This window comes from Halomonas sp. THAF12, assembly GCF_009363675.1.
GTDB lineage: Bacteria > Pseudomonadota > Gammaproteobacteria > Pseudomonadales > Halomonadaceae > Halomonas > Halomonas smyrnensis.
On record NZ_CP045399.1, the window covers coordinates 59,269 to 81,225 of the forward strand.

Sequence of the window (21,957 nt, forward strand, 5' to 3'; positions counted from 1 at the left end):
CGGGCGTTGCCCTGCAGCACCGGTGGATGGCGTGGCGAGCGCGGCCACCCCACAGGTATGGCATGGCCGATGCCTTGAGTCCATATCGCGCCGCCGAAGTTCCCGCAACACCTTCTGCATCGTGTTGAAACTGATTCGATGATTCATGCATAAAAAAGCGCCTGGCTGCCGGGTAGCGTTGGCGGGGGTGGGCAATAGATCGGCTATTGCCTCGTGCATCCCCGTCATCCGAAGGAGGCCCCATGCCATCCCTGTCCTCGAAGACCCTTGCCGCTCTGCTGCTGTCCCTGTCCTGTTCCGCCGCCATGGCCGGCCCGGAGATCACGCCGCGGGATCAGGTCCAATGGAGCCCGCTGAACGCCGCCCGTGGCGACCAGAGCCCCCAGGCCGGCGCCCTGTGGGGCGATCGCACCACGGCCTCCGGTCCCGCCGGTTTCCTGGTCGAGTTCAAGGACGGCTTCGCCTCGCCGGAGCATATCCACAACATCACCTACCGTGGCGTGGTCATCAGTGGCGAGATCCACAACGACGACCCGGCGGCGGCCAATCAGTGGCTGCCCGGCGGCTCCTTCTGGATCCAGCCGGCGGGCGAGTCTCACATCACCGCCGCGTCAGGCGAACAGAACCTGGCCTATATCGAAATCGACAACGGCCCTTATCTGGTCCAGCCGTCGAGCGAGGCCTTCGATAATGGCGAACGACCGGTCAACGTGGACGAATCCAACCTGGTCTGGCTCGATGCCGGCGACATCGCCTGGCTGCCGCAGGAGGGCGCCTCGGACGTTGAGCAGGCGCCACGGGTCGCCTACCTGTGGGGCGAGACCGCGCCGGGGCAGGACAACGGCCGCCTGATCGAGATGCCCGCCGGTGTCTCGGGGGTGCTCGAGAGCGAGGGTGACTACCTGCACGCCGTGGTGGTCAAGGGCAGTCCCCGGGTGGGAGATGGCGAAGAAGCGCTGGCGCCGGGCAGCTATGTCGGCGGGGACGGCGAGCAGCGCATCGAACTCCAGGGCGGCGCCGAGGCGCCGGCGGTGCTGTATGTGCGCACCAACGGCGCGCTGACGATTCGCTGAGGCACATCGGTCGCGGCAGGCCGTCATGCGGCCGACACGGGAAAAAACGCCAAGGGCCCGCTCGCGATGAGCGGGCCCTTGGCGTTTCGAGGCCAGGCGCCATGCGCTCAGTCGCGCAGATCGTCGACGCCGACGGTCTTCGGCACGAACCAGCGCACGTCGCGCAGGTCCTTCTCGATCTGGTCCTCGACCCTCAGCAGGGTGGCGAAGATCGCCATGCGCACCGGGATGCCGTTGTCGGTCTGGCGGAAGATCGCCAGGCGCGGGTCGCCGTTGAGGTCCACGTCCAGGTCGTTGGCGTCCGGGCGGCTGTCGCGGGGCAGCGGGTGCATGACGATGGCGTGGTCGTTGACGCGCTGGTCCATGAACGCCTTGTCCACCCTGTATTCCCGCGACAGGCTGAAGCCCTCGCTCATCTCGGCGGTGAAGCGCTCCTTCTGGATACGTGTGGTGTAGACCACGTCGACGTCGGAGAAGTCGCTGGCCAGGCTCTCGCGGGTCTCGACCCGGTGGCCGCGGGAGGCGACCAGCTCGATCAGGTGCTGCGGCATCTCCAGGCCGGGGGGCGAGACCAGGGTCAGGCGCATCGGCTCGTGCAGCGACAGCAGCTTGATCAGCGAGTGCACGGTGCGGCCGAACTTCAGGTCGCCGGTCAGCAGGATGTGGGCGCCGGTCAGGGCCTTGCCGCGCCGCGCGAACTCCTTCTCGATGGTGTAGAGGTCGAGCAGCGCCTGGCTGGGGTGCTCGCCGGGGCCGTCGCCGCCGTTGACCACCGGCACGTGGGTGGCCTGGGCGAATTCGGCCACCGCGCCCTGTTCCGGGTGGCGCATCACGATGGCGTCGCAGTAGCCGCTCATCACCCGGCTGGTGTCATAGAGCGACTCGCCCTTGGCCATGGACGAGAAGGTGAAGCCGGTGGTGTCGCAGACGCTGCCGCCGAGCCGGCAGAAGGCGGTATGGAAGCTGACGCGGGTCCGGGTGCTGGCCTCGAAGAACAGGTTGCCGAGCACCGCGCCCTCCAGCACCCGGGTGACCTTGCGGCGTTGGGCGATCGGCTCCATGCGCGCCGCCACGCGCATCAGGTGATCGACGTCATCTCGTGACAGGGAATCGACGGAGAGCAGGTGAGAACTCATGCGCGGGCCTCGGCTGGCGGTGGGGTCGCGCGCTAGTGTACTCCGCGTGGCGCCTGGCTTCAGCCCTTCCATGGGTGCCGCGTTACCCGTCGACAAGCCTGCGAGCGGGGCCGGCCCTCCGGAGGCGCTGTGAATACTTCCCTGTACGCTACCGACGCCATCCCTGGCGTAGGACCTCCTCTTCGGCTTGTCCCCGGGGCCCTCGAAGTTTCGTTGTGGTGCCACGAATTGATCCGAAATCAGCCCTCCCGCGCCAGGATATCCTCGTCCGGCGCGGGCATCTGGGCGCACTCGTCGAAGACGCGCAGGGTGCAGGTCCGGCATACCTCCGGGTCCAGCGTCGGCACGATGGCGTCGAGCGCCTCCGCGGACGATTCGAAGAAGCGCTCCTCGCCCAGCCGGGCCAGGTCGCCTCGTCGGCGCAGCTCGTCGAGCACGGTGCCCTTGAGCGAACTGATCATCAGGTCGCCGCCCTGGTCGCGCAGCCGCTCGGCCTCCTGCAGCAGCAGCTCGACGCCGGCGGTGTCGATGAAGTTGATGCCCTTGCCGATCAGCAGCACCCGGGTGCCGGGCGCGGCGCTGAACACCCGCAGGCGACGCTGCACATGGTCGGTGGCGCCGAAGAACAGCGAGCCGTCGATGCGCAGCATCTTCAGTTGCGGGCACTGGGTGAGCTCGTAGCGGTGGACGTTGCGGATATGGCGGCGCGGATGATCCTGACGCGGCGCCACCTCCATCACCGTCGGCCGCGAGGTGCGCTTGAGGTAGAGCACCAGCGACAGCAGCACGCCGATGTAGATGGCGAACTCCAGCGCCACCAGCAGGGTGGCGGCGACGGTGGCCGCCAGCACCATCGCCTCGTGGCGGCTGGCGCGCACCAGCTGCACGATGTGCCGGGCGTCGATCAGGTTCCAGGCGATCAGCAGGATGCCGCCGGCCATGGCCGGCAGCGGCAGGTAGGCGGTGATGCCCGGGGCGAAGACCAGGATCAGCACCAGCAGCGCGGCGGCGAACACCGAGGCCAGCGGGGTGCGTGCACCGGCGTCGTAGTTGGCGCCGGAGCGGGTGAAGGAGCCGGAGCTGGCGTAGCAGGAGAAGAAGCCGCCGACGATGTTGGACAGCCCCTGGCCGATGAACTCCTGGTTGCCGTCGATCACCTGGCGCGAGCGCAGGGCGATGGCCCGGGCGATCGACACCGCCTCGATCAGCCCCAGCAGGGCGATGGCGAAGGCGCCGGAGGTGAGCACGCGCAGGCTGTCCGGCGACAGCTCGGGCAGCGTCAGCGGCGGCAGGGTGCCGGGCAGGGCGCCGACCAGCGCGACGCCGTGGGCCTCGCCGTCCAGCAGCCAGCAGGCCAGGCTGCCCGTGGCCAGGCCCAGCAGCAGGTGCGGGCTGCGGCGGTTGAGGCGCCGCGCGACTACCGAGGTGATCAGCGAGATCAGGGCGACGGCCAGCGCGTAGGGATTGGTCTCCGGCAGCGCGCGGACGAGCCCGGCCAGTTCGACCAGGAAGCCCTGGCCGGGCACCTCGATGCCGAGCACGTGCTGCATCTGGCTGGTGGCGATCAGGATCGCCGCCCCGGTGGTGAAGCCGATCACCACCGTGTGCGAGATGAAGCTGACCAGGCTGCCCAGCCGCAAGAGCCCCATGGCCAGCTGGATCACCCCGACCAGCAGCGTGACCGTGATCGCCGCGCCCAGGTACTCCGCCGGCGTCAGCGTGCCCAGGCCGCCGACCACGCTGGCCAGCACGATGGAGAGCGCCGCGGTGGGCCCCGAGATCATGTGCCAGGAGCTGCCGAACAGCGCGGCGACGGTGGCGGCGACGATGGCGGTGTAGAGGCCGACCTCCGGCGGCAAGCCGGCGATGAAGGCGTAGGCGACGCCCTGGGGCAGCACCAGGATGGCGCCGGTGAGCCCGGCCATCAGGTCGGCGGAGAGCATCCTGCGATCGAGGTCCCGGCCCCAGCTCAGGAACGGCAGGTAACGCGAGAGTCGGGACGCCATGGGGGAACCTCGAATGTCGGATGGATGGGAGGCGCTAGCCTAGGAAAAAGCCGTTATCCTGAAAAACAAAATTTTTTGGCCTTCATGAACGGAAAAGCCGAAGGTGACCGCCCTGGATACTCAACTGCTGCAAACCTTCCTCGAGGTGAGCCGCCTGCGCAACTTCGGCCGCGCCGCCGAGAGCCTCAGCGTCTCGCCCTCCACGGTCAGCGCGCGCATCCGCCAGCTCGAGGAGCACATGGGCCTGGCGCTGTTCAGCCGCGGCCATCATCGCATCGGCCTGACCCCCGCCGGGGAGCGCATGGAGCGCCACGCGCGCTTCCTGCTCGACGCCTGGGAGCGGGCCTATGAGGACACCGCGCTCAGCGAGCGCCACCAGCGGCGGCTGGTGGTGGCCGGCGTCGCCAGCCTGTGGGACATCTTCCTCCAAGCGTGGCTCACCGACATCTATCGCGCCTACCCGGCGCTCGGCATCCGCGCCGAGGAGAGCACGCCGCTGCGGGTGGTGGAGAAGCTCGAGCAGAACATGATCGACGTCGGCTTCCTCTACGATACCCCGCGCATCCGCGAGGTGGGCGTCGAGGAGGTGGCGACCCTTCCGCTGGTGATGGTGTCGAGCCGCCCCGGCCAGCGCGCCGAGCAGGCGGTGGGCGATGGCTACATTCGGGTCGAGTGGGGCACCGCCTTCGCCAGCGTCCACGAGGGCCACTTCCCCCAGCGGCTGCTGGCGCGGGGCCGGGTCAACAGCGGGCGCATCGCCCTGAACCTGCTGCTGGAGTGCGGCGGCGCCGCCTACCTGCCGCGGGACATCGTGGCGCCTCACTGCCGGGAGGAGCGGCTGTTCCTGGTCGAGGACGCGCCGCCGATCGAACTCAGGGCCTACGTGGCCTATCGCCTCCACGGCGAGCATCGCGAGCTGATCCGGGAGCTGCTCGGCAAGCTCAAGTGAGTGAGCGTTCGCATCGAAGGAAAGGGCGCCGTTGGCGCCCTTCTTCATCGGGGGAATATGAGATGGGAGGTGGCGAGCTGCTGCCGAACGCTCAGCGCGCGTCGGGCTGCTCGCCCGGGGCCGCCCGCCGGAAGGCGTCCAGGGCGCGGGCGTTGTCGGCGATGCGCCGGATGCGCGGGTAGGCCGAGAGGTCGCAGTCGAAGCGCTCGGCGTTGAACACCTGGGGCACCAGGCAGGCGTCGGCCAGGGTCGGGGCGTCGCCGTGGCAGAACTGGCCGCTGCCGGCCTCTCGGCTGAGCATGGCCTCCAGCGCGGTGAAGCCCTCCTGGACCCAGTGGCGATACCAGCCAAGCTTTGCCGCCTCGTCGACGCCGAGCTCGCCGGTCAGGTACCTGAGCACCCGCAGGTTGTTCGGCGGGTGCATCTCGCAGGCCACCAGCTGGGCCAGGGCGCGTACCCGGGCGCGCTCGGCGGGGGCCTCGGGCAGCAGCGCCGGCTCGGGGTGGACCTCCTCCAGGTACTCGCAGATGGCCAGCGACTGGGTCAGCCGCAGGCCGTCGTCGGTGACCAGCGTCGGCACCAGCCCCTGGGGATTGTCGGCCAGATAGGCCTCGCCGCGCTGCTCGCCGGCCACCAGGTCGATCGGGGCCTGGTCGTAGGCCAGGCCCTTGAGGTTCAGCGCGATGCGCACCCGGTAGGCGGCGGACGAGCGGAAATAGCCGTAGAGCGTGGTCATGGCCGGCCTCCTCACTTCGCCTCGTGCTTCACGACCCGCTGGTCGATGGCGCCGAAGATGCTCTTGCCCTCGCGGTCGAACATCTCGATGCGCACCCGGTCGCCGAAGTGCATGAAGGGGGTGCGGCTCTCGCCGTGGAGGATCTTCTCGACCATGCGCACTTCGGCCAGGCAGCTGTAGCCCACGCCGCCGTCGGCGACCGGCTTGCCGGGGCCGCCGTCGGCGTCGGGATTGGACACGGTGCCCGAGCCGACCACGGCGCCGGCGCCCAGGTGGCGGGTGCGGGCGGCGTGGGCGACGAGCTCGGGGAAGCCGAAGATCATGTCCGGGCCGGCCTCGGGCTCGCCGAACTTCTCGCCGTTCAGGTGCACGGTCAGCGGCAGGTGGACGCGGCCGTCCTGCCAGGCGTCGCCCAGCTCGTCCGGGGTCACGCAGATCGGCGAGAAGCTGGAGGCCGGCTTGGCCTGGAAGAAGCCGAAGCCCTTGGCCAGCTCGCCGGGGATCAGGCCGCGCAGGCTGACGTCGTTGACCAGCATGATCAGCTTGATGTGGCCGGCGGCCTGCTCCGGCGTCACCGCCATCGGCACGTCGTCGGTGATCACGGCGAGCTCGCCCTCGAAGTCGATGCCGTGGTCCTCGCTGACCGCCTCGATGTCCTCGGTGGGCGCCAGGAAGCTGTCGCCGCCGCCCTGGTACATCAGCGGGTCGGTCCAGAAGGTCTCGGGCATCTCGGCGTCGCGGGCGCGGCGCACCAGCTGCACGTGGTTGAGGTAGGCGGAGCCGTCGGCCCAGTGGTAGGTGCGCGGCAGCGGCGAGTGCAGGGCGGCGACGTCGAGGTCGAAGGCGCCCTCGGCGCGGTCGGCGTTGAGCGCCGCGTAGCGCTCCTCGAGGCGCGGGGCGAGTTCGTCCCAGCGCTCGATCGCCTGCTGCAGGGTGGCGGCGATGTCGGTGGCGCGCACGGCGCGGGTCAGGTCACGGGAGACGACGATCAGTTCGCCGTCGCGGCCGACGTTCAGGGTGGCGAGTTTCATGGGGCGTTCCTGTTATTGAGATCGTGTTGAGTGCGTTGTCAGGGGTATGGCGACGGCGGAACTCAGCGCTTGTTCGGGTCGAAGTGCGAGGCCAGCCCCTGCCACACGTCGACGTAGTCGCGTTGGCGGAAGTCCGCCGCCAGCGCCGTCTCGGTGGGCTGGAAGACGTAGCGGCTCTCGAACATGAAGGCCAGGGTGTCGCCCTGATACCGGGGCTCGAGCTCGGCCTGGGTGGCCTTGTCGAAGGTCTCGGCGTCCGGGCCGTGGGGCGACATGGCGTTGTGCAGGCTGGCGCCGCCGGGCGAAAAGCCCTCCGCCTTGGCGTCGTATTCGCCGTGGATCAGGCCCATGAACTCGCTCATCAGGTTGCGATGGAAGTAGGGCGGGCGGAAGGTGTCCTCGGCCACCATCCAGCGCGGCGGGAAGATCACGAAGTCGATATTGGCGGTGCCGGCGGTGTCCGACGGTGAGGTCAGCACGGTGAAGATCGACGGGTCGGGATGGTCGAAGCTCACCGTGTTGACGGTATTGAAGTTGGCCAGGTCGTACTTGTAGGGCGCGTAGTTGCCGTGCCAGGCCACCACGTCCAGCGGCGAGTGGTCGAGCCGGGTGCGCCAGAAGCGCCCCGAGAACTTGGCCACCAGCTCGATGTCGCCCTCGAGCTCTTCATAGGCGGCCACCGGGGTCAGGAAGTCGCGCGGGTTGGCCAGGCCGTTGGCGCCGATCGGCCCCAGGCCCGGCAGCTCGAAGGGGCTGCCGTAGTTCTCGCAGACGTAGCCGCGGGCCTGCTCGCAGCCCCGGGCCAGGCGCACCTGGAACTTGACCCCGCGCGGGATCACCGCGATCTCGCCGTTGCCGATCTCGAGCTCGCCGAACTCGGTGCGCAGCCGCAGGGCGCCGAGCTGGGGCACGATCAGCAGCTCGCCGTCGGCGTCGTAGAGGAAGCGCTCGGTCATGTCGCGGTTGCAGGCGTAGAGATGCACGCCGCAGCCGGTCTGGGTGGCGGCGTCGCCGTTGACGGCGACGGTCAGCAGGCCGTCGAGGAAGTCGGTGGGCGCCTCGGGCAGCGGCAGCGGGTCCCAGCGCATCTGGTTGGGGTCGGCGGCGGGGCGCGTCGGCGGCGCGGTGGCCACGCGGCCGGCATCGAGCGGCTCGTAGGCGCTCTGCGCCACCGAGGGGCGGATGCGATACAGCCAGCTACGCAGGTTGTGCGGGCGCGGCGCGGTGAAGGCCGAGCCGGAGAGCTGCTCGGCGTAGAGGCCGTAGGGGCAGCGCTGGGGCGAGTTCTGGCCCTCGGGCAGCGCGCCCGGCAGCGCCTCGCTGGCGAAGTGGTTGCGAAAGCCCGGCTGATGGTCGAGCGATGTTGTCATTGTGGTGCCCTCGCGGGATATGGTTTCAAATGAAACTATGTGGGCAGGCTAGCCCCCCTTGGTTTCATATGCAACCATCCCACGACCTTGGTAGTACGCCCGACACCGCCCCGACGAGATGCCCATGACGCCCGATGATGCCCCCGCGGAACGCTTCGACCTCGACCAGTTCCTGCCCTATCGCCTCAACCACCTGGCCGACCGCATCAGCCAGGCGCTGGCGCGCCTCTACGAGACCCGCCACGACCTGACCGTGGCCCAGTGGCGGGTGCTGGCCTGGCTGCATCATCGCGAGGAGCTGACCGCCAAGCAGATTCGCGAGGCCACGCGCATGGACAAGGCGCGGGTCTCGCGGGCGGTGCAGGGGCTCGAGGCGCGGGAGCTGATCCGCCGGCGGCCCTCGCCGGAGGATCAGCGCCGCCACGAGCTCAGGCTGACCGCGGCGGGCGAGGCGCTGTTGGCGGCGCTGATTCCCGAGGCGCGCGCCTGGGAGGCCGAGCTGGTGGCGCCGCTGTCGATCGAGGAGTATCGCCAGCTGTTCGAGCTGATGAGCCGGCTGGAGAGCCAGCTGACGAAGCTGGAGGCGTGAGGAAGGTCTTGAGCCGAAAGGCCCGGCGGTGCCGGGCTCGAATCAGGCCGGCAGTTCGTCGGCGGCGGGAATGCGGCCGCCCAGCCGGGCGGTGATTTCCTCGGCGGCCTCGCGGATCTGCTCGCCGAGCTCGGGCAGGCGCTCCTCGGGAATCCGCGCCTTGGGGCCGGAGACCGAGATGGCGGCCAGCGGGATGCCCTGCTCGTCGTGGATGCAGGCGGCCACGCACTGCAGGCCGATGGCGTGCTCCTCGCGATCGCAGGCGTAGCCCTGGCGGCGGATCTCGGCCAGGCTCTCACGCAGCGTCGACGGGTCGTGGAGGGTGTTGACGGTCACCCGCGCCAGGCCGCGCTCGTCGAGCACCCGCTCCAGCTCGTCGTCGGGCAGCCAGGCCATCAGCGCCTTGCCCACGCCGGAGGCGTGCAGCGGCGCCCGGGAGCCCAGGCGGGTGATCATGCGCATCATCTGCGGCGATTCGCTCTGGGCCAGGAACACCGCGGTGCTGCCGTCGCGCACGCCGAGGTTGGCGGTCTCGCCGGTCTGGGCGGTCAGCCGGCGCAGGAAGGGCCGGCTGGCGGCGACGAAGTCGCGGGCCTCGAGGAAGCTGTTGCCGATGCGGAAGGTCTTGACGTCGATCTTCCACAGCCCGAGCTCGTTGTCCTGGGTGATGTAGCCCTGGCTCTGCAGGGCCTGGAGCAGCCGGTGGGTGGTGGAGGGGGCGAGTTCGGCCTGCTCGGCGATCTCGGACAGCGCCAGGCCGCCGGGATTGCCCGCCAGGCGCTCCAGCAGGTTGAGTCCGCGCACCAGGGACTGGCTGTGGCCGCCGCTGCCCTTGCCGCTCGCCGGGCGTCCCGCCGTTCTGCGCTTGCCTTCACTCACTGCCTGATCTCCTGCTGCGACTGGTCGAGTAGTCGTTCAGCATACCGCGTCGGGCAGGAACTGTCTTGCCAGCGGAAATGGTTTCCAACTTGCCGGCCGGCGCGCAGGGGGCCAACGAGACGGCCGCCTCGGGCGAGGCGGCCGGGAGGGGGCCGTCGGGCTGGCCGGAGCGGGCCTCGCGCGTCAGACGTCGTTGCGGAACACGCGGTCGCGGCCGGGCAGCACCAGGTTGAGCACGATGGCGCACAGCGCGCCGGGAATCAGCCCGGACTCGATGATCGCCTGGACGTTGTCGGCGAGGCCGGCGTAGAGGCCCTCCTGGGCCGGCAGGCCGATGGCCGCCGACAGCGAGACGCCGATGATCACCATGTTGCGGCGGTTGAAGTCGATGTGGGAGAGCATCTTGATGCCGGCGCTGGCGATCATGCCGAACATGATCAGCACGGCGCCGCCGAGCACGGCGTTGGGGATGCTCGAGATCAGCCCGCCGAGCTTGGGCAGCAGCCCCGCCAGCACCAGGAAGCCGCCGCCGATGGCCACCACGAAGCGGCTGACCACCCCGGTCAGCGCCACCATGCCGACGTTCTGGCTGAAGCTGATCTGCGGGAAGGCGTTGAAGACGGCGGCGAACACGCTGGCCAGGCCGTCGGCCATCACCCCGCCGGAGAGCTCCCTGGCCGTGGGCTCGCGGTCGAGGCCGCCGGCGGTGGTGCCGACGATGTCGCCGATCGACTCGGCGCAGGTCACCACCGCCAGCAGCACCACCGGCAGGATGGCGGCCAGGTGGAACTCCAGGCCGATGGTCAGCGGCATGGGCAGCGAGACCCAGTCCGCCGAGGCGATCGGGCCGACGTCCACCAGGCCGAAGGCGGTGGCCGCCGCATAGCCCGCGACCAGGCCGATCAGCGGCGCGGCCTCGGACCAGATGCCGCGGCCGAACTGGTGCAGGCCGAGGGTGACCAGCAGCACCAGCGCCGCCAGCAGCAGGTTGTGCAGGGCGCCGAAGTCCTCGGCGCCGAAGCCGCCGCCGACGTAGGCGAAGCCCACCGGCATCAGCAGGGTGCCGAGCATGATCACGAAGGTGCCGGTGACCACCGGCGGGAACAGGAAGCGGAACCAGGGCAAAAAGAGCCCCACCAGCGCCATGGCGATGCCGCCGCACAGGGCCGCGCCGAGCGCCGCCGGCAGGCCCATGCCCACGGCGATGGGAATCAGCACCGGCACGAAGCCGAAGCTGGTGCCCATGACGATCGGCAGGCGGGCGCCGATCGGCCCCAGCCCCAGCGACTGCACCAGGGTCGCGATGCCGGCGACGAACATCGCCGCCTGGATCATGAAGGCGGTCTGGTCCTCGGGCAGGTCGGCGGCGCCGGCGATGATGATCGGCACGGTGACGTTGCCGACGAACATCGCCAGCACGTGCTGCAGCCCCAGCGGGATCGCCCGGTGCAGGGGCGGCATGGCGTTGACGTCGTGGGTGCTGCGCACCCGTGGCGTCGCCGCCTCGCCGGCGGTCTCGGTGGTCTCGGGGGTCGACATGGTGGTGGCTCCTGTTGTCGTTGTTGAAGCGGAAACCCTGTGATGTGTGCTGTCGCTTTACGGTTTGCCGTTCGCTACGCCCTCAGCGCCCGGGCCGCGCGGTCGTGGCGGGCCAGCAGCTCGTCGAGGTCGACGCCCAGCGGCCGGCCCTCGGCCACTCGCCACCGGCCGGCGACCATCACCCGGTCGGCGCGATGGGCGCCGCACAGCAGCAGCGCGGCGACGGGATTCTCGGCGCCGGAGAAGCGGGCCTCGTCGAGGCGGAACAGCGCCAGGTCGGCCTGCTGGCCGGGGGCGAGGCCGCCGATGTCGTCGCGGCCCAGGCAGGCGGCCGAGCCGCGGGTCGCCCAGCGGATCGCGTCGTCGTGGCTGACCTCGCTCGGTGAGTAGCGCAGCCGGCCGAGCAGCAGCGCCTGGCGCATCTCCTCGGCGAGGTTGGAGTGGTCGTTGGAGGCCGAGCCGTCCACCGCCAGGCCCACCGGGCAGCCGGCGGCCTCCAGCTCCAGGGTGCGGCACAGCCCCGAGCCCAGCACCATGTTCGACGACGGGCAGTGGGCGATGCCGGTGCCGGCGGCGCCGAGCCGGGCGATCTCACCGTCGTCGAAGTGGATGCCGTGGGCCAGCCAGGTGCGCGACGAGAGCCAGCCGGTGGCCTCCAGGTAGTCCAGCGGGCGCATCCCGAACAGCCGCTCGCAGTAGGCGGTCTCGTCCTCGGTCTCGGCCAGGTGGGTGTGCAGGCGCACGTCTCTGGCCTCGGCCAGCCGCGCGCTCTCCTGCATCAGCTCGCGGCTCACCGAGAACGGCGAGCAGGGCGCCAGGGCGATGGTGGTCATGGCGCCGTCGCCGCGCTGGTGGTAGGCGCCGATCAGCCGCGCGCTCTCGTCGAGGATGGTGCGCTCGTCCTGCACCACCGACTGCGGCGGCAGGCCGCCGTCGTCGCGGCCCACGCTCATCGAGCCGCGGGTCAGGGCGGCGCGCACGCCGAGCCGGCGGGCGGCCGCCACCTGGACGTCGATGGCGTGTTCGAGCGCGCCGGAGAACACGTAGTGGTGGTCGGCCACGGTGGTGCAGCCGCTCATCAGCAGCTCGACCATGGCCAGCTCGCTGGCGACGGCCAGCTGCTCCTCGGTGAGGTGGGCCCAGACGTCGTAGAGCGTCGTCAGCCAGGGGAACAGTGCCTTGTTCAGCGCCGGCGAATAGGCGCGGGTCAGGGTCTGATAGAAGTGGTGGTGAGTGTTCACCAATCCGGGCAGTAGCACGTGCCGGGAGGTGTCGAAGGCGGCATCGATCGGCGTGGCGGGCGTGGCGCCCGCCGGCACGGCCTCGACGATGCGTTCGTCGCGGATCACCACCCCGCCGGCGGCGGCGGGATCGCTGCAGGCGCGGGGGTGGCGGAGCCACAGGGTCTGGGCATTGGCGGTCATGTTGTCCTCCCGAGGGTGCGGTGGACAACAAAGGGTTACCCAGGCCTCGTCGGGTCTCGGCGCGGGGCCTTGGTTCAGGTGCCTTTGTTGTGTTGTGTACGGCGTCTGTGTCGCAGACCAGGACAGTATTGTGTACAACACGGGGCGCTGTCGAGCCCGTCTCGCGACGAAAGTCTTAGAAAGTCTAACGGAGCCTGGCGTTTTCGCCCGGGCAAAAAAACCGCCGCGTCGAGGGCGCGGCGGTTTCGAGGGGCGAGGCCGGCGACGCCCGGGGCGCCGTGACGGCTCAGTCGGTCTCGTCGGCGGTCGGCCGAGGCGCCGGCTTCATCTGCCGCGGATCGCGGCCCAGCGGATGCGGCTCGCCGCGTTCCTTCGCCAGGCGGATCTGCTTCTGGCGTTCGCGGGCGGCGGCGCGGGTCTTCTCCGGCAGCGAGTCGAAGCAGTGCGGGCAGCTGACGCCGGGCTCGTAGGTCTCGGAGCGCTGGTCCTCGGCGGAGATCGGCATGCGGCAGGCGTGGCACTGGTCGTACTCGCCCTCGCTGAGGTCGTGGCGCACGGTCACGCGGTTGTCGAACACGAAGCAGTCGCCGTGCCACATCGATTCGTCCTCGGGCACCTTCTCGAGGTAGTTGAGGATGCCGCCCTTGAGGTGGAAGACCTCCTCGAAGCCCTCGCCCAGCATGAAGCTGGAGGCCTTCTCGCAGCGGATGCCGCCGGTGCAGAACATCGCCACCTTCTTGTGGCGGCTGGGGTCGTAGTGCGCCTTCACGTACTCGGGGAACTCGCGGAACGACTTGGTCTGCGGGTCGACGGCGCCCTCGAAGGAGCCGATGGCGACCTCGTAGTCGTTGCGGGTGTCGATCACCAGCACCTCGGGATCGTTGATCACCGCGTTCCACTGCTCGGGATCGACATAGGTGCCGACGGTGTCGTTGGGATCGACGCCGTCCACGCCCATGGTCACGATCTCGCGCTTGAGCTTGACCTTGGTGCGATAGAAGGGATGCTCGTCGCAGTAGGATTCCTTGTGATCGACGTCGGCCAGGCGCGGGTCGCGGGCCAGCCAGGCCAGCAGGGCGTCGATGCCCTCGCGGGTGCCGGACACGGTACCGTTGATGCCCTCGCGGGCCAGCAGCAGGGTGCCCTTCACGTCGTGCTCGAGCATGGCCTGGCGCAGGGGCTCGCGCAGGTCTTCGAAGTCGTCGAGGGTGACGAACTTGTACAGGGCGGCAACGACGATGCCCCCCGTGGTCTGAGGTGCGGTCATGGTGATCTCCTGGTTGTCGTCCTCGCAAAGGACGGACCGGGTTGGGGTGGCGGCATTCTACCGCTCCGCCGATGCGGGCGCATCCCGGGCCCGAACGCGACGACCCCGGCGCAGGGGCCGGGGTCGTCAGCGGGGCGAGAGGGCGTTCGGGCGATCAGCCCTCGAAGCTGGTCTCGGAGTAGAGCACCCGCACGCGCTTGGTGTGGGCGACCTGGCTCAGCGCTTCCAGTGCCTTCTGGCCGTAGTCCTTGTTGACGTCGATGACCACGTAGCCGATGCGCTCGTTGGTCTGCAGGAACTGGCCGAGGATGTTGATATCGTTCTCGGACAGCACCCGGTTGATCTCGGACATCACGCCCGGCACGTTGTCGTGGATGTGCAGCAGGCGATGCTTGCCCGGATGCGACGGCAGCGCCACCTCGGGGAAGTTGACCGAGGTGATGGTGGTGCCGTTGTCGGAGTAGGTCACCAGCTTCTCGGCGACCTCGATGCCGATGTTCTCCTGGGCCTCCAGGGTGGAGCCGCCGATGTGCGGGGTGAGGATGACGTTGGACAGGCCGCGCAGCGGGCTGACGAACTCCTCGTTGTTGCCCTTGGGCTCGACCGGGAAGACGTCCACGGCGGCGCCGTTGAGGCGGCCGGCCTCGAGCGCCTCGGCCAGGGCCTCGATCACCACCACGCTGCCGCGGGAGGCGTTGATCAGGATGCTGCCCGGCTTCATCAGCGCGATCTGTTCCTCGCCGATCATCCAGCGGGTGGAGGGCAGGTCCGGCACGTGCAGGCTGACGATGTCGGCGCGGGCCAGCAGCTCCTCGAGGCTGCCCACCTGGCGGGCGTTGCCCATGCCGAGCTTGGTCACCACGTCGTAGTAGATGACGTCGAAGCCGAGCGACTCGGCCAGCACCGAGAGCTGGGCGCCGATGCTGCCGTAGCCGACGATGCCGAGCACCTTGCCGCGGGCCTCGTGGGAGTTCTTGGCCGACTTCAGCCAGCCGCCCTCGTGGGCACGGGCGCTCTTCTCGGGGATGCCGCGCAGCAGCATGATCGATTCGGCCAGCACCAGCTCGGCCACCGAGCGGGTGTTGGAGTAGGGGGCGTTGAAGACCGGGATGCCGCGCACCAGGGCCGCGTCCAGGTCGACCTGGTTGGTACCGATGCAGAAGCAGCCCACGGCCACCAGCTTCTCGGCGGCGCTGAACACGCGCTCGTTGAGCTGGGTACGGGAGCGGAGGCCGATGAAGTGGACGTCGCGGATCTTCTCGATCAGCGTTTCCTCGTCCAGCGAGGTCGGCAGGTGCTCGATGTTGGTGTACCCGGCATTGAGGAAGTGGTCCACCGCGCTCTGGTGGATGCCCTCGAGCAGCAGGATCTTGATCTTGCTCTTGTCCAGGGACGTCTTGGCCATGGTCGAATCAACCCTTCTACGGTGCGCGCCGCATGCCGCTCAGGCCGGTGCTGGCGCCCTTCGCCAGGGCGGAAGCCTGAACCGCTGTCGGCTCGAATATGAGGTGGCACATGCTACCACAGCGCGGAAATCCCGGGATGAAAATGCTGCGTCGCCGACTTGAGCCGCATGCATGATGAGGCCCGCCCGGCGTGCCGTGCGGAGCCGTTCGGCCCGGCACGTCCGGGGCAGACGACCCCCGGGGGGGAGCGTGTATACTGTCGCCCTCATGGTGGGAGCGACCGACGAGGAAAGCCATGGCGGAACAGCAAAGCCGGCCCCGGGGCGAGGCAGACGGCCCCTCCGAAGGCGAGGCCGCACCGGCGGACTTCGCCGCGACCGTCGAGCGTCTGGAGGCGCTGGTGGAGCGGCTGGAGTCCGGCGAACTGACCCTCGAGGGCTCGCTGGAAGCCTTCGAGAAGGGCGTGCGCCTGACCCGCGACGCCCAGCGCCGCCTCGACGAGGCCGAACTCAAGGTGCGCACCCTGACCGAAGGCGAGGGCGGCGGCATCGATCTGCAGCCCTTCGCCCCGCCCGCGGAGGACGATGGTGAACGCTGACACCCTGGTGGCGCGACTGGCCGCCGATCGCGCACGGGCCGATGCCCGCCTGGAGACGCTCTTCGCCCGCCGGGAGGTGGCCGATGCCCGCCTCGAGGCGGCGATGCGCCACGGCGTGCTGGTCGGTGGCAAGCGGCTGCGGCCGGTGCTGGTCTACGCCGCCGGCCGCGCCCTGGGCGCCGACGATGCCGAGCTGGACGCCCCGGCCGCGGCCCTGGAGCTGATCCACGCCTACTCGCTGGTCCACGACGACCTGCCGGCGATGGACGACGACGACCTGCGCCGCGGCCAGCCCACGGTGCATCGCGCCTATGACGAGGCCACGGCGATCCTCGCCGGCGACGCCCTCCAGGCACTGGCCTTCGAGGTGCTGGCCGAGACCGCCCATCCGCGGCTGCCGGCGATGATCGCCACCCTGGCCCACGCCGCCGGCCGCGACGGCATGGTCGCCGGACAGGCGCTGGACCTGGCCGCGGTGGGCGGCCACCCTGATGTCACCGCGCTGGCCACCATGCATCGCCACAAGACCGGCGCGCTGATCCGCGCCGCGGTGCGCCTGGGGGGCCTGGTCGCGGTGGCCGACGACGACCCCCGGCTGGCGGCCCTGGCGCGCTACGCCGAGGCCATCGGCCTGGCCTTCCAGGTCCATGACGACGTGCTCGACGTCACCGGCGACACCGAGACGCTGGGCAAGGCCTCCGGCGCCGACGCCGCCCGCGCCAAGCCCACCTATCCGAGCCTGCTGGGGCTCGAGGGCGCGCGGGCCCGGGCCGACGAGCTGGTCGAGGAGGGCGTGGCGTCGCTGGCGCCGCTGGGCGAGGCCGCCGCGCCCCTGGCCGAACTGGCCCGATACATGATCGAGCGTGACCACTGAGGCGGCCCGCGGCCGCCCTGACAGATAGAGTCTTCATGAAGCTGTTCGATGACATTCCGCTCGAGCGCCCGGCCACGCCGCTGCTCGACACCCTGGAAACGCCGGCCGCCCTGCGCGCCATGGACGATGCCCAGCTCGCCCGGGTGGCCGACGAACTGCGCGCCTACCTGCTCTACAGCGTGGGCGTCTCGGGCGGGCACTTCGGTGCCGGCCTCGGCGTCGTGGAGCTCACCGTGGCGCTGCATCATGCCCTCGAGACGCCCCACGACCGCCTGGTGTGGGACGTCGGCCACCAGGCCTATCCGCACAAGATCCTCACCGGGCGCCGCGAGGCGATGACCGGCATCCGCCAGTACGGCGGGCTGGCCGCCTTCCCGCGGCGCGCCGAGTCCGAGTACGACACCTTCGGCGTCGGCCACTCCAGCACCTCGATCTCCGCGGCGCTGGGCATGGCGCTGGCGTCCCGGGCCCGCGGCGAGAACCGCCGCGCCTGCGCGGTGATCGGCGACGGCGCCCTGACCGCGGGCATGGCCTTCGAGGCCCTGGCCCACGCCGGTCATGTCGACGCCAACCTGCTGGTGGTGCTCAACGACAACGAGATGTCGATCTCCGAGAACGTCGGCGGCCTGGCCAGCTACCTGGCACGGATACTGGCCAGCAAGCCCTACACCAGCATGCGCGAGGGCGGCAAGAAGGTGCTCTCGCACCTGCCCGGGGCGCTGGAGCTGGCGCGGCGCACCGAGGAGCACATGAAGGGCATGGTCAGCCCGGCCACGCTGTTCGAGGAGATGGGCTTCAACTATATCGGCCCCATCGACGGCCACGACCTGCCGGCGCTGCTGCACACCCTGCGCAACATGCGCGACCTGGACGGCCCGCAGTTCCTGCACGTGAAGACCCGCAAGGGCCGCGGCTTCCTGCCCGCCGAGGCCGATCCCATCGGCTACCACGCGATCACCAAGCTGGAGAAGGGCGAGCCGCAGAAGAAGGACACCCCGCCGCCGCTCAAGCCGGCGCCTGCGCCCGAGTCGGAACCCAGGCCTAAGCCCAAACCGAAAAAGTACTGCAACGTCTTCGGCGACTGGCTGTGCGACATGGCGGCGGCGGACGAGCGGCTGATCGGCATCACCCCGGCGATGCGCGAGGGCTCCGACCTGATCCGCTTCTCCCAGGAATACCCGGAGCGCTACTTCGACGTGGCGATCGCCGAGCAGCACGCGGTGACGCTGGCCGCCGGCATGGCCTGCGAGGCGATGAAGCCGGTGGTGGCGATCTACTCCACCTTCCTGCAGCGCGGCTACGACCAGCTGATCCACGACGTGGCGGTGCAGGAGCTAGACGTGACCTTCGCCATCGACCGCGCCGGCCTGGTCGGCGAGGACGGCCCGACCCACCACGGCGCCATGGACCTGTCCTTCCTGCGCTGCGTGCCGGGCCTGGTGGTGCTGGCGCCGGCCGACGAGGCCGAGTGCCGGGCCATGCTCAGCGCCGCCTACCATCACGCCGGCCCCGCCGCGGTGCGCTATCCGCGCGGCACCGGCCCGGGCAGCGAGATGCCGGCGCACCTCGAGCCGCTCGCCATCGGCGAGGCGCAGACCCGCCGGCGCGCCGGCGGCGGGGGCCCGAGGGTCGCCCTGCTGGCCTTCGGCAGCCTCAACGTCCCGGCCGCCGAGGTGGCCGAGCGGCTCGACGCCAGCCACCTGAACATGCGCTCGGTGAAGCCGCTGGACCGCGCGGCGGTGCTGGCCGCCGCCGCCGAGCATGACCTGCTGGTGACCCTGGAGGAGAACGTGGTCGCCGGCGGCGCCGGCAGCGGCGTCAACGAACTGCTGATGGCGGAGGGCCACCGCGGCGCGGTGCTCAACCTGGGGCTGCCCGACGCCTTCGTCGAACACGGCAAGCCCGCCGAGCTGCTGGCCGAGTGCGGCCTCGACGCCGATGGCATCGAGGCGGCGATCCGCCGCCGGCTGGCGGGCGATGCCACCCAATCGGGAGAAGCCTCATGAGAATCATGATATTCATCGGCGCCCTGCTGGGCTTCCTGATCGGCGGGCCGCTGGGCCTGCTGATCGGCGGCGGCCTGGGCTACTGGCTGGCGCGCCGCCTGCGCAAGAGCATGCTCGGCAAGCTGGCCGGGGTGCAGGCGCAGTTCCTCGAATCGACCTTCGCGGTCATGGGCTGCCTGTGCAAGGCCGACGGCCGGGTCTCCGAGGACGAGCTCGAGGCCTCGCGCACCCTGTGGGACCGCCTGCGCCTCAACGAGCAGCAGCGCGCCAAGGCGCGGACCGACTTCAACCGCGGCAAGGCGGCGGACTTCGACCTCGACGCCGAGCTGGCCAAGGTGCGCCAGATCGTCGGCGCCCAGCCGGCGCTGCGTCAGGTGTTCCTGCAGGTGCAGCTGGCGGCGATCGCCGCCGACGGCCAGCTGCATCCCGCCGAGCACGAGATGCTGACGCGGGTGATGCGCGGGCTGGGCTGTTCCGAGGAGGAGATCGCCCGCATCGAGGCGATGCTTCGCGGCGGCGGTGGCGCCGGCGCGGCGGCCGAGTCCGGCCCCTCGCTGGAGGAGGCCTACGGGGTGCTGGGGGTGTCGTCGGACGCCAGCGACGCCGAGATCAAGAAGGCCTATCGCCGCCTGATGAGCGAGAACCACCCCGACAAGCTCGCCGCCAAGGGCATGCCGGAGAGCATGCGCGAGGTGGCCAAGGAGCGCACCAGCGAGATCGGCAACGCCTACGAGCGCATCCGCAAGGCCCGCGCCGCGGCCTGATCGCCCCTGGCAGCATGCGTCAACGCGAAGAAGCCCCCGGCCTCGGTCGGGGGCTTCTTGCATCGGGAGGCGAGGCGAGATCGTGCTTGCCGGATCGTTCCGTGCCCCCTAGGATGCGCCTCGCCGTGACCGCGGCGAACGACATGACGACCCCGGAGATTCCCCTGATGTCATTCGGAGCCTTTTCCCTCCTGCCGCCCGTGCTGGCCATCCTGCTGGCGCTGGTGACGCGCAACGTCATTCCGGCGCTGTTCTGTGGCGTCTGGCTGGGCGCCACCATGCTGGCGGGCGGCAACCCCGCGGCCGGCCTCTACGACAGCTTCGGCGACTTCATCATTCCCAGCGTCGGCGACGAATGGAGCGTCACGGTGCTGATCTACTGCGGCCTGTTCGGCGTGCTGATCGGCGTGCTGCAGCGCACCGGCGGCGCCCAGGCGATCGCCCGCGCGATCTCCGCCCGGGTCGCCTCCCGGCGCGGCGCCCAGGGCGCGACCCTGGGGCTCGGGGTGCTGATCTTCTTCGAGGACTACTTCAACGCCCTGACCGTGGGCAGCGTGATGCGCCCGATCACCGACCGCATGCGCGTCTCGCGGGAGAAGCTGGCCTATATCGTGGACTCCACCTCGGCACCGATGTGCCTGCTGGGGCCGGTCTCCACCTGGGTGGTGTTCGTGATGGGTCTGATCGGCACCCAGCTTGCGACCCTGGGGCTCGAGGGCTCCGAGTACCTGATCTACCTGTCGTCGATCCCGCTCAACTTCTACGCCTGGCTGGCGCTGGGGCTGATCGTCTTCCTGGTCGTCACCCAGGGCGATTACGGCCCGATGGCCCGCGCCGAGCAGCGCGCCCGCACCACCGGCGAGGTGATGGCCGAGGGCGCCAACCCGCCCTCCGGCCACGAGGTCGAGGAGATGGTCTCGGTGCCGGAACATCAGTCTCGCAAGCGCAACATGCTGGTGCCGATCGGCGTGCTGGTGGGGATGATTCCCCCGCTCTTCCTGTGGACCGGCAACTTCCCCGAGAACGACCTGGTCACCGCGGTGGGCGAGGCCGACGGCGGCCAGTCGATCCTGATCGCCACCTTCGTGGCGGTGGCCGTGGGGCTCGTCATGGGCATGGCCCAGAAGCTGTTCGACTTCCGCGAGGCCATGGAGATCGTGGTCGACGGCATCAAGAGCATGACCCTGGTCTACATCATTCTCACCCTGGCCTGGTCGATCGGCAGCGTGACCACCGAGCTCGGCACCGCCGACTACCTGGTGACCCTGGCCGAGGCCAGCATCGCGCCGAGCCTGGTGCCGGTGCTGCTGTTCCTGATCGGCGCCCTGGTGGCCTTCACCACCGGCACCTCCTACGGCACCTTCGCCATCCTGATCCCCATCGCCATGCCGGTGGCCATGGCCATGGACCTGCCGCTGGCGCTGGCCATCGCGGCGGTGCTCAGCGGCGGCATCTTCGGCGATCACTGCTCGCCGATCTCGGACACCACCATCCTGTCCTCGGCGGGGTCGTCCTGCGACCACATCGATCACGTGCGCACCCAGCTGCCCTATGCGGTCACCGCGGGCCTGGCCGGCATCCTGGCGTTCTTCGTCGCCGGCCTGACCGGCAGCGCCCCGATCGGCGGGGCCACCGGCGCCGTCGCGATGGTGGCCACGGCCCTGGTGCTGCGTCGCTGCTGGGGCCTGCCGGCCGAGCGGGCCGCCGCCTGATCGCGCCTGGCCGCATGCGCCAACACGAAGAAGCCCCCGACCGAGGTCGGGGGCTTCTTGCATCGGGACGCCGGGAGGCGGTCGCGATGTGGCTGTCAGCCGGGCGGGTGAGGTGGTTTCCTCAGCCCTGAGTGGCCTGGCGGGCCAGCTCGGTGGCATCGCCGCTGGAGGCGATGTGGGTCTGCTGCCGCTGGGCGTTCAGCCGCAGGCGCGCCTGGGCCATGGCCTCGCTGGCGCCCCAGGTGGCGACGACGTCTTCCTGGCTGGCGTCCTGCGCCGCGGCGCCCTGGGCGGTCGCGGTGGACAGCGGCTCCGGATTCAGCATCAGGGCGCGCTCGGAGGCGTTGTCGGCCTGGGCGGCGAGGGGCAGGGCGGCGAGCAGCAGGCTGGCGGCGATCATCTTGGTCTTCATGAGGTGTCTCCTCTCTCTCGTCGGTCTTTTCGGTCGGTCTTTGTTTCGTGTGGCATCCGGTGTGTCCCGGGCCGTTCGATGAGGAGAATTATAGTAGCATGCTAAAGATAAACAAGAGTACTGTTAGCTATAGCGCCGATAAAGCCGGCCTATCTCGGCCCGGCCCACGCCGTCGAGGGGGCGCGA

General features: G+C 70.2%; 19 protein-coding genes. 8 read left to right on the forward strand and 11 right to left on the reverse strand.

Annotation, left to right across the window (positions count from 1 at the left end; all coding sequences use genetic code 11):
- Positions 1-242 precede the first annotated feature (242 nt).
- A complete protein-coding gene (locus tag FIU88_RS00255; protein ID WP_152477745.1) occupies positions 243-1,073 on the forward strand; it encodes a DUF4437 domain-containing protein in 831 nt (276 codons plus the stop codon).
- Positions 1,074-1,180: 107 nt separating this feature from the next.
- Here FIU88_RS00255 and pyrB read toward each other — a convergent pair whose 3' ends face one another.
- Together pyrB and FIU88_RS00265 are read right to left on the reverse strand one after the other, a co-directional pair.
- A complete protein-coding gene (gene pyrB / locus FIU88_RS00260) occupies positions 1,181-2,209 on the reverse strand; it encodes an aspartate carbamoyltransferase (protein ID WP_152477746.1) in 1,029 nt (342 codons plus the stop codon).
- 239 nt (positions 2,210-2,448) lie between these two features.
- The gene (locus FIU88_RS00265) at positions 2,449-4,215 is read right to left on the reverse strand and encodes a SulP family inorganic anion transporter (RefSeq protein WP_152477747.1); all 1,767 of its coding nucleotides are present in this window, start codon (positions 4,213-4,215) and stop codon (positions 2,449-2,451) included.
- Positions 4,216-4,318: 103 nt separating this feature from the next.
- On the opposite strand from FIU88_RS00265, the gene FIU88_RS00270 reads away from it, so the two are divergent.
- Entirely contained in the window at positions 4,319-5,164 is an 846-nt protein-coding gene (locus FIU88_RS00270) for a LysR family transcriptional regulator (RefSeq protein WP_152477748.1), read from the forward strand.
- A gap of 91 nt (positions 5,165-5,255) precedes the next feature.
- Here the strand turns inward: FIU88_RS00270 and maiA are convergent, their stop codons facing one another.
- The 3 genes from maiA to hmgA form a co-directional block, all read right to left on the reverse strand.
- Positions 5,256-5,900 carry a maleylacetoacetate isomerase gene (maiA, locus tag FIU88_RS00275; RefSeq protein WP_152477749.1) on the reverse strand — a complete coding sequence of 215 codons (645 nt, stop codon included), beginning with the start codon at positions 5,898-5,900 and terminating at the stop codon, positions 5,256-5,258.
- 11 nt (positions 5,901-5,911) lie between these two features.
- Positions 5,912-6,931 carry a fumarylacetoacetate hydrolase family protein gene (locus FIU88_RS00280; protein ID WP_152477750.1) on the reverse strand — a complete coding sequence of 340 codons (1,020 nt, stop codon included), beginning with the start codon at positions 6,929-6,931 and terminating at the stop codon, positions 5,912-5,914.
- Positions 6,932-6,993: 62 nt separating this feature from the next.
- A complete protein-coding gene (gene hmgA / locus FIU88_RS00285; protein WP_152477751.1) occupies positions 6,994-8,301 on the reverse strand; it encodes a homogentisate 1,2-dioxygenase in 1,308 nt (435 codons plus the stop codon).
- 124 nt (positions 8,302-8,425) lie between these two features.
- Here hmgA and FIU88_RS00290 point away from each other — a divergent pair, with 124 nt between their 5' ends.
- Positions 8,426-8,890 carry a MarR family winged helix-turn-helix transcriptional regulator gene (locus tag FIU88_RS00290; RefSeq protein ID WP_152477752.1) on the forward strand — a complete coding sequence of 155 codons (465 nt, stop codon included), beginning with the start codon at positions 8,426-8,428 and terminating at the stop codon, positions 8,888-8,890.
- Positions 8,891-8,932: 42 nt separating this feature from the next.
- Here FIU88_RS00290 and FIU88_RS00295 read toward each other — a convergent pair whose 3' ends face one another.
- The 5 genes from FIU88_RS00295 to serA all read right to left on the reverse strand — a co-directional run bounded on the left by FIU88_RS00295 (position 8,933) and on the right by serA (position 15,404).
- Entirely contained in the window at positions 8,933-9,769 is an 837-nt protein-coding gene (locus tag FIU88_RS00295; RefSeq protein ID WP_016854125.1) for an IclR family transcriptional regulator, read from the reverse strand.
- A 183-nt stretch (positions 9,770-9,952) separates the two neighbouring features.
- Complete coding sequence (locus tag FIU88_RS00300) at positions 9,953-11,308, reverse strand: uracil-xanthine permease family protein (protein ID WP_152477753.1); 1,356 nt, start codon at positions 11,306-11,308, stop codon at positions 9,953-9,955.
- Positions 11,309-11,382: 74 nt separating this feature from the next.
- Positions 11,383-12,732, reverse strand: coding sequence for an 8-oxoguanine deaminase (locus tag FIU88_RS00305; protein WP_152477754.1), 1,350 nt, complete (start codon positions 12,730-12,732; stop codon positions 11,383-11,385).
- Positions 12,733-13,018: 286 nt separating this feature from the next.
- Positions 13,019-13,999: a rhodanese-related sulfurtransferase gene (locus FIU88_RS00310; RefSeq protein WP_152477755.1), complete on the reverse strand. Its 981-nt coding sequence runs from the start codon at positions 13,997-13,999 to the stop codon at positions 13,019-13,021.
- A 154-nt stretch (positions 14,000-14,153) separates the two neighbouring features.
- Positions 14,154-15,404 carry a phosphoglycerate dehydrogenase gene (gene serA, locus FIU88_RS00315; protein ID WP_152477756.1) on the reverse strand — a complete coding sequence of 417 codons (1,251 nt, stop codon included), beginning with the start codon at positions 15,402-15,404 and terminating at the stop codon, positions 14,154-14,156.
- Positions 15,405-15,700: 296 nt separating this feature from the next.
- Between serA and FIU88_RS00320 the strand changes: the two genes are divergently transcribed.
- The 5 genes from FIU88_RS00320 (at position 15,701) to FIU88_RS00340 (ending at position 21,359) form a co-directional block, all read left to right on the forward strand.
- Positions 15,701-16,003, forward strand: coding sequence for an exodeoxyribonuclease VII small subunit (locus tag FIU88_RS00320; protein ID WP_152477757.1), 303 nt, complete (start codon positions 15,701-15,703; stop codon positions 16,001-16,003).
- A complete protein-coding gene (gene ispA / locus FIU88_RS00325) occupies positions 15,990-16,877 on the forward strand; it encodes a (2E,6E)-farnesyl diphosphate synthase (RefSeq protein WP_152477758.1) in 888 nt (295 codons plus the stop codon). Before FIU88_RS00320 ends, ispA begins: the two co-directional genes overlap by 14 nt.
- A 35-nt stretch (positions 16,878-16,912) precedes the next feature.
- The gene (gene dxs / locus FIU88_RS00330) at positions 16,913-18,883 is read left to right on the forward strand and encodes a 1-deoxy-D-xylulose-5-phosphate synthase (RefSeq protein ID WP_152477759.1); all 1,971 of its coding nucleotides are present in this window, start codon (positions 16,913-16,915) and stop codon (positions 18,881-18,883) included.
- Complete coding sequence (djlA, locus tag FIU88_RS00335) at positions 18,880-19,647, forward strand: co-chaperone DjlA (RefSeq protein ID WP_040477862.1); 768 nt, start codon at positions 18,880-18,882, stop codon at positions 19,645-19,647. Before dxs ends, djlA begins: the two co-directional genes overlap by 4 nt.
- Positions 19,648-19,814: 167 nt before the next feature.
- Positions 19,815-21,359: a Na+/H+ antiporter NhaC family protein gene (locus FIU88_RS00340; protein ID WP_152477760.1), complete on the forward strand. Its 1,545-nt coding sequence runs from the start codon at positions 19,815-19,817 to the stop codon at positions 21,357-21,359.
- Between the two features lie 121 nt (positions 21,360-21,480).
- On the opposite strand, the gene FIU88_RS00345 is transcribed toward FIU88_RS00340, so the two are convergent.
- Entirely contained in the window at positions 21,481-21,771 is a 291-nt protein-coding gene (locus FIU88_RS00345; RefSeq protein ID WP_152477761.1) for a hypothetical protein, read from the reverse strand.
- Positions 21,772-21,957: the final 186 nt, after the last annotated feature.